Genomic DNA, 13,900 nt, shown 5'->3' with positions numbered 1-13,900 from the left:
CCTTCTGGGTGCCCATGGGAGGTCGTGCTGCGATCGGAAACCCCGACACGGCCCCTTGCGCCGAAGGGCGGCTGCCGCCCGGTGGGGCCGCGCCCCTGAAAGACCCGCGCCCCTGATGAGCGTGCCTGAGGGCGGTGCGTGAGCGCGGGTTGTCGTGGGTTGAGCGCGCTGTTCCCCGCGCCCCTGACAGGGGCCGACGGTTACTCCCCTTTGACAGGTGGTCCCACCGGGCGGCAGTCGCCCCCCGGCGTGAGGTGTCGTGTCGGGGTTTCCGATCGCAGTACGACCTCCCGAGGGTGAGTTGATGGCCCGGGACGACACAGCTGCGATCGGATGCCCCGGCGCGGCGCCGACTCGGCGGCGGACGCCGGGCGCGTCTTTCAGGGGCGCGGGGAACTGCGCGACCAGCCCCCACGCACCCGCACCCGACACACCACCCCACCCGACACCACCGCACCGCACCCGACACCACCGCACGTAGCCCTCAGCGGCACACCGCCAACGCGTCCAACGCCACCGCCCCCTGCCCCCGAGGCAGCACCATCAGCGGATTGATGTCCAGCTCGGAAAGCTCCCCGTCCAGTTCGAGGGCCATGCGCTGGACGCGGAGGACGACCTCGACGAGCGCGTCGAGGTCGGCCGGAGGGCGCCCGCGAACGCCGTCCAGCAGCGCCCGCCCGCGGAGTTCGGACAGCATCGACCGCGCCTGGTCCTCGCCGAACGGCGGCACCCGTACCGCCGTGTCCCGCAGGACCTCGACGAGCACCCCGCCCAGCCCGACCGTCACCGTCGGCCCGAACAGCGCGTCCTGCGTGACACCCACGACCATCTCGACACCGGGCTCGACCATCTGGCAGACCAGCACCCCGTCGAGCGGCACGTCCTCGTACCGCGCGATGTCGGTCAGGTCGCGATACGCGTCGCGGACCTGACTCGCGGAGGTCAACCCGATCTTCACCAGGCCGAGTTCGGTCTTGTGGGCGAGCTGCGCGCCGGAGGCCTTCATGACGACGGGGTAGCCGACGAGCCCGGCCGCCCGGACGGACGCGGCGGCACTGGTCACCAACTGCTCACGCGGTACGCGAATCCCGTACGCGCGCAGCAACTGCTTCGCCGCGTGCTCGCTCAGCTGCTGCCCCGGCCGCATCAGCGCCTGCGCCTTGCGGAACGAGGGGGACGACGTGCGCGGCGCCTCGTCGAAGGGCGAGCGGTAGAGCGAGGAGAACCGCGCGTGCTCCAAGTGGGCCCGTACCGCCGTGATGCAGTTCGCGAACGTGCGGAAGGTGGCCACGCGGGACGACCCGAGCAGCGTCTGACGGTACGCGGCCTCCGTGCCGACCGGCGAACCCCACACCACGCACACCAGCTTGTCCGTCTGTTCCGCCGCGTCCACCAGGTCCTGCGCCAGCTTGTCGCTCATCGGAGGGAAGGGACCCGTGATGGGACAGATCAGCACCCCCACCGACGGGTCCGCGAGGATCGCGTCGATGATCTTCCGGCCGCGCCAGTCGCCCACCGGATGCCCGCCGTTGTCGACGGGGTTGGACACGTCCAGGTACTCGGGGATCCACTCGTGCAGCTCGGCCTGCTTGCCGGCCGACAGCGTGGGCAGGGAGAGCCCCGCCTCCGTCGCCAGGTCGGAGAAGTGCGCGCCCGTGCCGCCCGAGATCGAGTAGACGACCACGCCGTCGGCGGACGGGGGGCGGGCGCGCGCCAACAGGGCGGCGGTGTCCTGGAGTTCGTCGAGGCCGTCGACGCGGATCACGCCGTACTGTCGCATCGCCGCGTCCACCACCGCGTCGGCGCCGGTCAGTTTGCCGGTGTGCGAGGCGGCCGTACGGGCTCCGGTCTCGGTGCGGCCGACCTTGACCGCGACGACGGGGACCCCGCGCCGGGCGGCCCGGTCGGCGGCGAGCAGGAAGGACCGTCCGTCCTTCAGCCCTTCGACGTAGCAGGCGATGGCGCCGACCTCCGGCTGCTCGGCGAAGTAGGAGATGAAGTCGGCGCTCTCCAGGTCGGCCTCGTTGCCGGTGGGCGCCCAGTGGGAGAGGCGGATGCCCAGTTCCTGGAGGGTGAAGACCGGGCGGCCCTGGTGGCCGGACTGGGTGATCAGGGCGATCGCCGGCCCGTCCAGGTCGTCGCGGAACTTCTCGAAGGCGTTGAGGTTGGTGTTCGGGCCGAGCAGTCGCAGCCCGGAGCGTTCCACGGCGGCGGCCAGCCTGGCCTGCGCGGCGGCGCCCTCCGCGCCGGTCTCGGCGAACCCGGAGGCGAACGCGACCGCGAACTTCACCTTGGTCTCGGCGAGTTCCTCGATCACGGGCAGTGGATCGGAGACCAGCAGCACGGCCAGGTCGACTTCTTCGGGCAGGTCCGTGACGGAGGGGACGCACGGTATGCCGAAGACCGACTGGCGGGTCGGGTGCACCGGGTGCAGGCGGGCGCCGACCCGCTCGGACCAGGCGAGCAGTTGTCGGGTGATGCCGGTGTTCGGGCGCCCCTCGGCGTCCGAGGCGCCGACGACGGCCACGCACTCGGGGCGGAAGAAGCGGTCCAGATCGGGTACGCCGGCGTACAGCGGCCGGCCGCTGACGTCGAGGTCGTCGGTGGCGGCGGGCCTGCCGTGCACGGCAGGGGCCGGTTGCTCGCCGCAGGCGATGACGCGGGCCCGGCGGGAGTCGGTGGTGAGGGTGCCGTGGGTTGATCCAAGCATCGGTCCGCCCGCTCCTGTGTGGCTGCCAATAACTGACGCTGTGTCAGATTACTGAACTGACGGCGCGTCAGGAACGGGTCTGCACGCAAAGAAGTTGTGGCGAGCACAGGGTTTGTACCCGGTGGGGGGTGTGGGGGAACTCTGTTGGGAGGGCGGTTCTTTGGGTGCGGGCCGGTGGGGGCTGGTCGCGCCGTTCCCCGCGCCCCTAAAAGATTGCGCAGTTCCCCGCGCCCCCAAAAGGGCTGCGCCGTTCCCCGCGCCCTCAAGGATTGCGCCTCCCCGCGCGCCTAAGGTTGCGCCTCCACGCGCGCCCTAGGGCTGCGCCTCCCCGCGCGGCGAAGGCTGCGCCTCACCGTGAGCCCGCGAGGCCGTGTCCCCTCCGAGGCGCTGGTCAGGCTGTGATGCGGGACGGGTTTCTGTGGTCCCTGTCGCGGGTGATTGTTCTGGCGATCTTTTCCGCGTCCATGGAGAGTTCGCGGAACATGCCGCTGATGGGGTTGGTGAAGCCGGTGAAGTAGAGGCCGGGGGCGTTCTTCGGAGTGTGCGGGCCGTGGACGATCGGGCGGCCGCGTCCGTCCAGGACGTCGAGGTGGCCGACCATGCCCTCCAGGGAACGCCGGTAACCGGTCGCTGCGATCACGGCGTCCGGGCCGATGCGGTCGCCGTTCGCGAGGACGACCTTGCCGTCCTCGAAGGCGTCGACCGCGGGCACGACCTCGACGCGCCCCTTGCGGACGGCGTCGATCAGGCCGACGTCCTGTACGGGGATGGCCCCCTCGTTCACGCGCGAGTACAGCCCGGTGTCCGGTCGCGGCAGGCCCTGCGCCGACAGGTCGGGCACGCTGACCTTGGCCAGCGGTCCGGCCATCCGGTCCACCAGGCCGACCGGCAGCCGCCGGCAGAGGATCCCGGTGAACTGGGCCGCCCAGCCGGCCGTCGACCGGCGCACGATGTGCGGTGCGGTGCGCACCGAGAGCCGTACGCGCGAGGCGCCGCCCTCGACGAGGTCGACGGCGATCTCGGCGCCGGTGTTGCCGACCCCGACGACGAGGACGTCACGTCCGGTGTAGGGGGCGGGGTTGCGGTACTCGCCCGCGTGCAGGAGTTCGCCCTTGAACGCGTCACGCCCGGGCCAGTCCGGCACGTGCGGTGTGTGGTTGTAGCCGGTGGCGACGACGACCGCGCTGCCGGTCAGCTCGCGCCCGCCGGTGGCGTGCAGCAGCCAGCCGCTGCCGTCGGCGGAGGGCTCCACGCGGGAGACCTCGACGCCCGTGACGATCTCCAGCTCGTGGTACTCGGCGTACTTCTCCAGATACCGCACCACGTTGTCGCGCGACACCCACCGCCCGAACGAGCGCGGCATCGGCAGCCCCGGGAGCCCGGACAGTCGCCGTGTGGTGTGCAGACGGAGCCGGTCGTAGTGCCGTCGCCAGGACGCCCCGACGCGATCGGACTTTTCGAGCACGACGGCGCGTACGCCCTGCGCGCGCAGCGCGTGTGCCGCCGCGAGGCCGCCCGGGCCGCCGCCGATGACGTACACGGGGCGGTCTGCGAGGGGCTGTGCCGCGGAGTTCGCGGGCGCTGTGGAGTCGGCCATGTGCCAGAGCGTATTCATGTGCTCACTTGATGGGTCTCGGTCAAGCCCGGAATTGGTTGCGGATTGATCACGGCTGTAGGAGGAGTGCGTGGGGCTCGTGGCGTAGGGCGTCTGGTTGTGGGGGCTTGGTGAGACGCGGCTCTTGCGCGTACGCCGTCCGTACGCTGAACTGACGTACCGTCAGATCCCGTTCGGCGGCAGGGGAGTTCATGGACACGATCTGGCTCACCGGGGCGGAATGGGTCGCCGTGCTCCGTATCGGCCTCGGGCTGTGGTGGCTGGAGAGCTGGCGGCACAAGGACAAAAAGGGCTGGTTCGAGCGCGGGACCGGGATCGCGTGGGCGTCGGACGTCGCGGCGAAGCACCGGTGGAACGCGGTGCGCAGCGGTTTCGACGTGGTGGTCGCGCCGCGTCCGCGCACGATGGCGTACGTCGTCGTGTACGCGGAGCTCGCCCTCGGGCTCGGTCTGGTCGTGGGCTTCCTGACCCCGATCGCCCTGGTCGGCGGGCTGCTCCTCAACCTCCTCTACCTCGTGCTGATGATCCACGACTGGGCCGAGCAGGGGCAGAACGCGATGATGGCGCTGATCTCCCTGGTGGCCCTCTTCGGGATGTCCTGGCAGACGTGGTCGCTGGACAGCGTGGTGGGCTTCTTCTGATGGCCGGGGTTCTGGGGGCCGGGATTCTTCTGGTGGGGGTGCTGTCGTGAGCGGGGCGCGGTTCGATCTGCCGGAGGCCGACGCCTTCACGCGGCCGTACTGGGACGCGGCCGCCGAGGGGCGGTTGCTGCTGCGCCGGTGCGGGGCGTGCGGGCGCGCCCACCACTACCCCCGCGAGTTCTGCCCGCGCTGCTGGAGCGAGGACGTCACCTGGGAACGGGCGAGCGGCCGCGCCACGCTCTACACCTGGTCCGTCGTCCACCGCAACGACCTGCCGCCCTTCGGCTCCCGCACGCCGTACGTCGCCGCCGTCGTCGATCTCGCGGAGGGGCCGCGGATGATGACCGAGGTGGTGGGATGCGCGGAGGAGGCGCTGCGGGTGGGGATGGCGCTGGAGGTGACCTTCCGGGCCGGGGGCGCCGAGGGCACCGAGCAGGTGGAGGGGGTGGAGGGCGCGGTCTCGGTTCCGGTGTTCCGGCCCGCTTCCGCCTAGCTCGGGCACCCGTTGTTGAATGGACGGATGACCGACTTGTACGAGTCCCACGGTGCCCGTCCCTTTCCTGAACTCCACGGTCACGGTCTGCGGCTGCGGCCGTGGGACGCGGAGGCCGGCTCGGATGTCGAGGCATGGCTGCGGGGGTGTTCCGACCCCGAGTTCAAGCGGTGGAACACCCCGCTCAGGGCGATCGAGGACCTGGACAGCGCGCGGGAGTCGCTGCGGGCTCGGGCCAAGGCGGCCGCGGAAGGTGTCGGGGCCTCCTTCCGTGTCATCGACGCGGAGAGCGACGTGACGCTCGGGCACATCGGGGTCAACGACATCGACCACGTCATACGCGTCGCGCGGGTCGGCTACTGGGTGCTGCCGGAGGCACGGGGGCGGCAGATCGCGTCGCGTTCGCTGGCGCTGGCCGGGCGGTGGGCGTTCGAAGGGCTCGGGCTGCATCGGCTGGAGTTGGGGCATGCGGTTGGGCACGATGCGTCGTGCCGGGTTGCTGAGCGGTGTGGGTTTCTGTACGAGGGGACGTTGCGGGGGGCGATGTTCGAGGCGGGGCGGCAGGATGCGTTTCGGGATGTGCATCTGCATGCGCGGCTCGCCACGGATGGGGAGGCTGTTGGTTTGTGACGCCCCGGGCGGGCGGGGCGAGGGCTTGGGTGGGTTTGCGGCTGCGGGCCCGGTGGGGGCCGATCGCGCAGTTCCCCACGCCCCTTAAAAGCAGGGGCTACCGCCCCCCAAAGCTGAAAGACAGGGGCGCAGCCCCGTCTTTCAGGGGCGCGGGGAACTGCGCGATCGGCCCCCACCGGGCCGGCAGGGTAGGACGCACCTCAGCGGGCCTACGGCCACAGCAGTTCCCTGCGCCAAGTGGACTCGGTGCGGCGGTACGTGAGGCGTACGTGGCGGCGGTGGGGGTCGCCCTGGAAGAACTCGACCTCGTCGGGGGTGAGGACGTACACCGTCCATGAGGGGGCGGGGGCGTCCGGTTCGCGCTGGGCCCGCTGCCAGGCGGCGTCCGAGGCGCGCTCCAACTCCTCGTAGGAGTCGAGGACTTCGCTCTGGCGGCCCACCAGGGCGGAGGCGAGGGCTCCGGTCGAGCGGGCGTGCAGATCGGCGTGGGCGACCTCGGGCGGGGCGACGGTCACCCGGCCGCGCACCCGGATCTGCCGGCCCTGCACGGGCCAGTAGAAGCCGAGTGCCGCGTACGGCCGGGCCGCCAGCTGCCGGCCCTTCCGGCTGCCCGCGTGCGACGCGAAGTGCCAGCCCTCCTCGTCGGCGCCGTGCAGCATCACGATCCGCACATCGGGCCTGCCCTCCTCGTCCGCCGTGGCCAGGGACATCGTGTGCGGCTCGGTCTGCCCGGCCGCCACCGCCTCCGCGAACCACTGCTCGAACAGCGGCAACGGATTCGTCGGGGCGGTGTCGGGGGCGAAGCCGGGCAGCTCGGTGTCCCAGACCCGCTGGGCCCTCAGCAGCCGTACGAACTCGGAGGGGGGCGGGGAGGAGGAAGACTCGGTGCTCATGGGGCGATTGTCGCGCCTGCCTCCGGCTCAGACCGTACCGAGGTCGGACGAGAGCCAGCGTTCGGGGCGCATCCGGACGACCACCTGGCTGCCGTGCTCCTTCCAGGAGAAGTCGACGTACCCGTCGACCTTGTCGGCCGGGAGGTAGCGGGCGGAGATCTCGTGGAGCTGCTCGCGGGTGGCGGGGGTCGTGTCGAGGACCGGGCCCTCGACGGACACGTACCGGATGGTGGGTTCGAGCCGGTCGACCATGAGGGAGAACCGGCCTGCCGCACTGAGCAGTTGGTTCTTGCGGGAGTCCGCCTGGATCAGGATCCATACGGTGCCGTCGGGCTCGTACTGGTACCAGATCGGCACCGTGAGCGGGGCGCGGCCCGCCCCGGCGTCGACTGCGAACGCGGCGATGTGCGGCTCTTTCAGGAACGTCTCTCGCTCTTCACGGTTCAGGGCCATGCGGGTCCTCCGGAGTGCGGGCGGTGGTGATTCCCTTTGGTCTTTCAGCGTGTTCTGTCCAGTTACGTATTCCAGTTCCGCGGGCCGGATACGGGCGTACCCCCCTTCCATGGTGGAGCCAGCACCACCATGGGTTCGGGTGTGAGCTGTCTCGTTGGGACGGGCGCGCGACGGCATTGTTGAACCCAGTTGATCGCAGGGGTTCACGGCCCCGCCGCCCGGAAGGAAATCCCCATGAAGCCGCAGCTCGCGCAGCAGGCGAAGACGGTGGGCGACGCTGCTCCGGGGCCGTTCGCCTCCTTCGTCCGGTTCGTGGTGTGCGGCGGCGGGATCGGGGTCCTCTCCAGCGGCGCGGTGGCGCTGCTGGCCGGTGCGATGCCCTGGGTGGTGGCGAACGCGGTCATCACCGTCGCCTCGACCGTCCTCTGCACCGAGTTGCACGCGCTCTTCACCTTCGGGACCGGTAAGCGGGCCGGCTGGCGTCAGCACTGGCAGTCCGCCGGGTCGGCCACGGCGGCCTACGCGGTGACCTCCCTCGCGATGCTGATCCTGCACCTCGTGCAGTCGTCGCCCGGGATGCTCACCGAGCAGGTCGTCTACCTGAGCGCCTCCGGGCTCGCCGGGACAGGCCGCTTCCTGGTGCTGCGGCTGTTCGTCTTCGCCGGCGGCAGGGACGGGGGCCAGGACCAGGACCGGAAGCAGGACCGGGACCGCGCCTTCGTCCGCAAGGCCGCCGCTGCCCGGCGCCGGGTGGTCTCCGTGCCGACACGCCTGCCGAACCGTGTCCTCACTCCCGCGGCGCTCGCGGTCGGATCATGAGCCTCGGATCGCGAGTCGAGGGTTTCGCCGATTAGTTTCTCCCGTCCTCGCCGTCTAACCCGACGACACGGAGACGACGCAGAGTTGACCGACCAGCTCTGCCGACACCTGGAGGAACCTCATGAGGAAGATCACCGCCGGACTGTTCATCTCGCTCGACGGCGTCGTCGAGGCGCCCGACCAGTGGCACTTCCCGTACTTCAACGACGAGATGGGCGCGGCCGTCGGTGCGACCTTCGGTACGGCCGACACCATGCTGTTCGGCCGCACGACCTACGACAGCTTCGCCGGGGCGTGGCCCGAGCGGGAGGCCGCCGGGGGTGAGGACGCCGGGTTCGCGAAGCAGCTCGGTGATGTGCGGAAGATCGTCGCGTCCCGGCAGAAGCTCGCGTTCACCTGGCGGAACTCCGAGCAGTTGGAGGGCGACCTCGTGGAGACCGTCACCGCGCTGAAGAACGAGGAGGGCGGGGACATCGCCCTCAGCGGTTCCGTCTCGGTCGTACGGCAGCTGCTGACCGCGGGGCTGTTGGACGAGCTGCATCTGCTGGTGCATCCGATCGCCGTGCGCAAGGGGATGCGGTTGTTCGACGAGGGCGACTCCTCGATTCCGCTGAAGCTGATCTCTTCGGAGACCTTCCGGACGGGTGTTGTGAACCTGGTCTACGGGCCGGATGCCGCGGCCGGTGCCGGCACGTATGACGAGGCCAAGGGCCATCTCCCTCAGAGTGAGTAGGTCGGGTGCGGGTGGGTGGGGGCCGGTCGCGCAGTTCCCCGCGCCCCTGGGTGGGTGGGGGTCGGGGGCGTTCGTTGGCTGCGGGCCCGGTGGGGGTTGCCCGCGCAGTTCCCCGCGCCCCTGAAAGGCAGGGGCTACCGCCCCTGAAGACGAAAGACAGGGCCGCAGGACTAGGACGGTGATCGTCCGAGTACCACCGTCGCCGACGAGCAGAACCAGCCGCCCGTTCCCGACGCGACCGCCAGTTCCGGGAGGTGGCCGTCGGGGCGGTGGACCTGGCGGGTGCCCGCCTCGCCGCGGAGTTGGCGGACGGCTTCCACGAGGAGGAACAGGCCTCGCATGCCGGGGTGTTGGGCTGACAGGCCACCCCCGTCCGTGTTGACGGGAAGGTCGCCGCCGGCCACCTTCAGGCGGCCCTTCTCCACGAACTCGCCCCCCTCGCCCTTCGCGCAGAAGCCGAGGTCCTCCAGCGTCACGAGGGTCATGTAGGTGAAGGCGTCGTAGATCTCGGCGAAGTCGATGTCCTGCGGGCCCACCCCCGCCCGCCGGAAGGCGGTTCGGCCGCTCACCGCCGCCGGTGACACCGTGAAGTCGGGCCATTCCGACATCGTCGTGTGGGAGACGTGCTCGCCGGTGCCGAGGACCCAGACGGGAGCCGTACGGCAGTCCTGGACGTACTCCTCGGCCGCCAGCAGGACCGCCGCGCCGCCGTCGGAGCGTATGCAGCAGTGCAGCTTGGTGAAGGGGTCCGCGATCATCGGGCCCGACAGGACGTCGTCGACCGTGATCGGGTCCCGGAACATCGCGTCCGGATTCAGCGCGGCGTTGGCCCGCGCCTGCACCGCCACCGACGCCAACTGCTCCAGCGTCGTGCCGTATTCGTGCATGTGGCGGCGCGCGGCCATCGCGTACTTGGCGATCAGCGTGTGGCCGTACGGGACTTCGAACTGCAGGGGGCCGCGCGCGCCGAACGACAGGTTGCCCGTGCGGCGGCCCGCCTTGATGTCCGCGCGGGCCGTGGACCCGTACACCAGCAGGACCGCGTTGGCGTGCCCGGCGGCGATCGCGTCCGCCGCGTGGGCCGCCATGACCTCCCAGGTGGAGCCGCCGACGGAGGTGGAGTCGACCCAGGTGGGCCGCAGGCCCAGGTACTCGGCGACCTCGACCGGTGCCAGCGTGCCGAGGCCCGCCGAGGCGAAGCCGTCGATCACCGTGCGGTCCAGGCCCGAGTCGGCCAGGGCCCGGCGGGCGGCCTGGGCATGGAGCGCGTACGGCGTCGCCTCGTCCACCCGGCCGCAGTCGGAGAGGGACACACCGACGACCGCCACCTTCCGCTGAGTCATGAATCTGACGGTACATCAGATCCGGTGGGCTTCGGCAGGGTGCGCAGGGCGTCACACCTCTGTGCATCTGGCCGTCACCGCTCTAACATGACGCGCCGTCAGATGCGAAGGAGTGTGCTGCCCATGGACGCCACCTTCACCGCGGAGCAGGACGAGATCCGCCGCACCCTCCGCGAGCTCCTCCTCAAACGCTGTGGCCCGGAGGAGGTCAGGACCGCCGTGCAGACCGAGGGCGGGTACGACTCCTCGCTCTGGGAAACCCTGGCGCAGCAACTCGGGCTGCCCGGGCTCGCGTTTCCCGAGGCGTACGGAGGAGTCGGCTGCTCCGTCACCGAACTCGCGCTCGCGAGTGAGGAGTTGGGGCGGAGTCTTGCCCCTTCGCCGCTTCTCGCCACGGCCGTGCTGAGTGCGCCCCTGCTGGTGGCCCTCGGGAGCGAGGAGCAACGGGCCGCGCTGCTGCCCCGTATCGCCTCCGGTGAACTCACCGCCGCGCTCGCGGTGTCGGGCGCGAGCCTGACCACCGCCCTCGGGCTGACCGGCGACAACCGCGGTGACTGGGCGGGCGGCGGCCGCGCGGGAGGCGTACAGGCGCGGCAGACCGACGGCGGATGGCGGCTGTACGGGCAGGCCGACCAGGTGCTCGACGGGCACAGCGCGGACCTGCTGGTCGTCGCTGCGCACGCCGGAGGCTTCGCCCGCTCGCGGACCCTTCTCTTTCTCGTGCGGGACCCTCTCGGCGGGGAGGGTTCCGGAAGTGCGGGGGCGACCCGTGTCCGGCTCACCTCCCTCGACGAGACGCGGTCGCAGGCACGGATCCAACTGCGGGATGTGGAAGCCGAGTTGCTCGGTGGGGAGAGCGAGTCCGCCGATGTGGCCGGGGTGCTCGCCGCGGTCGGTGACTCGGCCGCCGCCGTCCTCGCCGCGGAGGCCGTCGGTGCCGCCGACCGTGTACTGGAGCGGACCGTCGAATACGTCAAGCAGCGCGAGCAGTTCGGGCGCGCGATCGGGTCCTTCCAGGCCGTGAAGCACCGGCTCGCCGACCTGTACGTACAGGTGCAGGCGGCACGCTCGGCGGCGTACTACGCGGCCTGGGCGACGGCAGTGGGGGAGGAGCGGGTGGGCGGGCTCGCGCTGGCCCAGGCGCTGGAGGCGCTCCGGATCACGTCCTCCGAGGCCGTGCAGCTGCACGGCGGCATCGGGTTCACCTGGGAGCACGAGGCGCATCTGTACTTCAAGCGGGCGGCCGGCGACGAAATGCTCTTCGGGCCGGTGCACCGGCTGCGGGAGCACGCGGCCGAGGCGGCCCGGCTGTTCGGCGGCGGAGAGGTGGCGGTCTGATGGGCGCCGGAGTCCGGATCGTGCAGAAGGTGTCCTCGACACCCGCGTTCGCGAAGATCGCGCCTCATCTCATCCCCGCGATGGACCGTGCCGTACACCGGCTCACCCGTGGAAAGGTCCTGCTCAGCGCCCAGATGCTGCCGGGCGTCATCCTCACCGCGCGCGGCGCGAAGAGCGGACTGCCCAGGCGCACGCCGCTGGCCTGCATGCCGGAAGGAGGGAAAGGGAAGGAGGGCGCGAGCTGGATTCTGATCGGGTCCAACTTCGGGCGTACGGACCATCCCGCCTGGACCGCCAACCTCCTCGCCCATCCCGAGGCGGAGGTCAGCTGGAAGGGCAGGGACATCCCGGTCACCGCGCAGCTGCTGCGGGGCGAGGAGCGGGACACGGTCTGGAAGGCGCTGCTGGAGTTCTGGCCGCCGTACGCGACGTACCAGGCGCGCGTCGATCGGGAGATCCGGCTGTTCCGGATCGTCCGGCGGGAAGGGGCCGAGAGTTCCGGGAGCGCGACAGGCGGCAGCCCACCTGAGTGAACTGCCGCCTGCGTGACAGGACTTGTGCCTGGAAGACCCGGCGTCCGGCGCGGGGTGCGGCGGACTACTTGGTCGGCTTCTTGCCGGTCACACCCAGATGCACCAACAGGGCGAGGTTCGGCTTCAGTTCGGCCTGCTTCACGCCCCAGGACTGGAAGCCCTTCTGGTGCGAGGCCACCGCCGCGAGCATCGCGACGAGGGAACCCGCCATCGCGGCCGGGCTGACGTCCTTGTCGACCTTGCCCTTCGCCTGAAGCTCCTTGACCGTGTCCGTGAGGGAGTTGTTCACGGAGTTCAGGATCTTCATACGGATCTTGTAGAAACGTTTGTCGCCCTCGGCGGCGCCCAGGTCGACCACGCGGAGGATGGCGTCGTTTTTGCGCCAGAACTCCAGGAAGCCGTCCACGAGTTCCTGCGCGGTCTGCCAGCCGGCCTTGCCGACCCAGGAGCGCCCTTCGAGGAGTTCGGTCAACCCGGCGCCCTCCGCCGCCATTTGCTCTGCAATCTCCAGGACGGCGCCCTCGACGTCCGGGAAGTACTGATAGAAGGTCGCCGGTGAAGTGCCCGCCTTCCGCGCGACGTCGATGACTTTGACGTCGCGGTAGGGCGAGGAGCTGAGCATCTCGCTGAGGCAGTCGAGCAGCTTCTGCCGCGTCGCCTGCCCGCGCCGACCGGCCACACGGCCGTCGACGGTACGCACTTGTCCTGTCATGCCGTCAGCTTACCGAGGGGTGATCGGAGCGCGATTCGGCCGACTGCAAATGGGGTGCACGGGCTCTCGGAGAGGGTGTGGAGGAGGGGTGCCGCCCGCCCTGCGGGATGCGTGAAAGGCCGTTAGCTTGGCCGCATGGCTGGATCTGAAGGCTCTGCCGCTTTCGCCGAGGGCGTCCCCTGCTGGACCGACGCCCAGCTGCCGGACGTCGAGGCGGGCAAGCGCTTCTACGGCGAGCTCTTCGGGTGGACCTTCGAGCCCTTCGACAAGACGGAGGAGCCGACGGGCCCCAGCCCGTACGCGGGCTCCGTACGGGCGCACCTCGACGGCGAGCCCGTGGCCGCCCTCGTACCGAAGCGGGACGGCCGGATGCCCACCGTGTGGACGGTGTACTTCGCCACCCCGGACGCCGATGACCTGGCCGACCGGATCCGGGAGGCGGGCGGCCAGGTGATCACGGCGCCGGTGCCGGTGGGCCCGTACGGCACGATGGCGCTCGCCGCCGACCCCGAGAGCGCGGTCTTCGGGCTCTGGGAGGGCGGCACGCTCCCCGGCTTCGGCAGACGGCACGGGCCGGGATCCTTCGGCTGGGTCGAGCTGTACGCGCGCGACACGGCCGTCGCCGACTCCTTCTACGCCGGTCTCTTCCACGACGCCCTCTTCGGCCCCGGCACCACCCGCGACTTCGGCCGGGTCCTCGTCACCGAGGCCTTTCCGGCCGAGATGCCGCCCCACTTCCTCGTCCACTTCGGGGTGGACGACTGCGAGGCCCTGCTCGGGACGGTGGTGCGGCTCGGCGGACGGGTCCAGGCGCCGCCCTTCGACACCTCGTACGGGCGCGTGGCCGTCGTCACGGACAACCAGGGGGCGTCCTTTGCCCTGCTGCAAACTTGAAATTCGCGGTGCTTCAGTACTGAAGGGCGTACGAACGGCGTGCGCAAAGCTGCGAAAGGCGTCGAAAAACACCGGGCGGCGTTGAAAAGCAAG

The 13,900-nt window shown here is 70.9% G+C and carries 14 protein-coding genes; 8 read left to right on the top strand and 6 right to left on the bottom strand.

Annotation, left to right across the window (positions count from 1 at the left end; translation table 11 throughout):
* Positions 1-484: 484 nt before the first annotated feature.
* Both OG718_RS25310 and OG718_RS25305 read right to left on the bottom strand, forming a co-directional pair.
* Positions 485-2,710 (bottom strand): acetate--CoA ligase family protein, encoded by a 2,226-nt coding sequence (locus tag OG718_RS25310; RefSeq protein WP_306938650.1) that lies wholly within the window; start codon positions 2,708-2,710, stop codon positions 485-487.
* A gap of 391 nt (positions 2,711-3,101) precedes the next feature.
* Positions 3,102-4,307: a flavin-containing monooxygenase gene (locus tag OG718_RS25305; RefSeq protein ID WP_143639811.1), complete on the bottom strand. Its 1,206-nt coding sequence runs from the start codon at positions 4,305-4,307 to the stop codon at positions 3,102-3,104.
* 209 nt (positions 4,308-4,516) lie between these two features.
* Between OG718_RS25305 and OG718_RS25300 the strand changes: the two genes are divergently transcribed.
* From OG718_RS25300 to OG718_RS25290, 3 genes are read left to right on the top strand one after another with little or no spacing between them, the layout of a single operon-like run.
* Positions 4,517-4,966, top strand: coding sequence for a DoxX family protein (locus OG718_RS25300; protein WP_143639813.1), 450 nt, complete (start codon positions 4,517-4,519; stop codon positions 4,964-4,966).
* Between the two features lie 46 nt (positions 4,967-5,012).
* A complete protein-coding gene (locus OG718_RS25295) occupies positions 5,013-5,459 on the top strand; it encodes a Zn-ribbon domain-containing OB-fold protein (protein WP_328845245.1) in 447 nt (148 codons plus the stop codon).
* Between the two features lie 27 nt (positions 5,460-5,486).
* Entirely contained in the window at positions 5,487-6,089 is a 603-nt protein-coding gene (locus tag OG718_RS25290) for a GNAT family N-acetyltransferase (protein ID WP_143639817.1), read from the top strand.
* A 209-nt stretch (positions 6,090-6,298) separates the two neighbouring features.
* Here the strand turns inward: OG718_RS25290 and OG718_RS25285 are convergent, their stop codons facing one another.
* Together OG718_RS25285 and OG718_RS25280 are read right to left on the bottom strand one after the other, a co-directional pair.
* Positions 6,299-6,982 (bottom strand): pyridoxine/pyridoxamine 5'-phosphate oxidase, encoded by a 684-nt coding sequence (locus OG718_RS25285; RefSeq protein WP_143639819.1) that lies wholly within the window; start codon positions 6,980-6,982, stop codon positions 6,299-6,301.
* Between the two features lie 27 nt (positions 6,983-7,009).
* Entirely contained in the window at positions 7,010-7,435 is a 426-nt protein-coding gene (locus OG718_RS25280) for a pyridoxamine 5'-phosphate oxidase family protein (protein ID WP_328845244.1), read from the bottom strand.
* Between the two features lie 234 nt (positions 7,436-7,669).
* Here OG718_RS25280 and OG718_RS25275 point away from each other — a divergent pair, with 234 nt between their 5' ends.
* Entirely contained in the window at positions 7,670-8,254 is a 585-nt protein-coding gene (locus OG718_RS25275; RefSeq protein WP_260695360.1) for a GtrA family protein, read from the top strand.
* Between the two features lie 121 nt (positions 8,255-8,375).
* Positions 8,376-8,987, top strand: coding sequence for a dihydrofolate reductase family protein (locus OG718_RS25270; RefSeq protein WP_328845243.1), 612 nt, complete (start codon positions 8,376-8,378; stop codon positions 8,985-8,987).
* 170 nt (positions 8,988-9,157) lie between these two features.
* On the opposite strand, the gene OG718_RS25265 is transcribed toward OG718_RS25270, so the two are convergent.
* Positions 9,158-10,330 carry a thiolase C-terminal domain-containing protein gene (locus OG718_RS25265; RefSeq protein WP_143639825.1) on the bottom strand — a complete coding sequence of 391 codons (1,173 nt, stop codon included), beginning with the start codon at positions 10,328-10,330 and terminating at the stop codon, positions 9,158-9,160.
* A gap of 123 nt (positions 10,331-10,453) precedes the next feature.
* Between OG718_RS25265 and OG718_RS25260 the strand changes: the two genes are divergently transcribed.
* A complete protein-coding gene (locus OG718_RS25260; protein WP_328845242.1) occupies positions 10,454-11,668 on the top strand; it encodes an acyl-CoA dehydrogenase family protein in 1,215 nt (404 codons plus the stop codon).
* Positions 11,668-12,201, top strand: coding sequence for a nitroreductase family deazaflavin-dependent oxidoreductase (locus OG718_RS25255; protein WP_143639828.1), 534 nt, complete (start codon positions 11,668-11,670; stop codon positions 12,199-12,201). Before OG718_RS25260 ends, OG718_RS25255 begins: the two co-directional genes overlap by 1 nt.
* 64 nt (positions 12,202-12,265) lie before the next feature.
* On the opposite strand, the gene OG718_RS25250 is transcribed toward OG718_RS25255, so the two are convergent.
* Positions 12,266-12,913 (bottom strand): TetR family transcriptional regulator, encoded by a 648-nt coding sequence (locus OG718_RS25250; protein ID WP_079052949.1) that lies wholly within the window; start codon positions 12,911-12,913, stop codon positions 12,266-12,268.
* A gap of 135 nt (positions 12,914-13,048) precedes the next feature.
* Between OG718_RS25250 and OG718_RS25245 the strand changes: the two genes are divergently transcribed.
* Complete coding sequence (locus tag OG718_RS25245; RefSeq protein ID WP_306938644.1) at positions 13,049-13,807, top strand: VOC family protein; 759 nt, start codon at positions 13,049-13,051, stop codon at positions 13,805-13,807.
* Positions 13,808-13,900 lie beyond the last annotated feature (93 nt).

Source organism: Streptomyces sp. NBC_00258 (genome assembly GCF_036182465.1).
Classification (GTDB): domain Bacteria; phylum Actinomycetota; class Actinomycetes; order Streptomycetales; family Streptomycetaceae; genus Streptomyces.
Note: the sequence above shows the minus strand (reverse complement) of the source record. Positions and strands in the feature narration are given on the sequence as shown.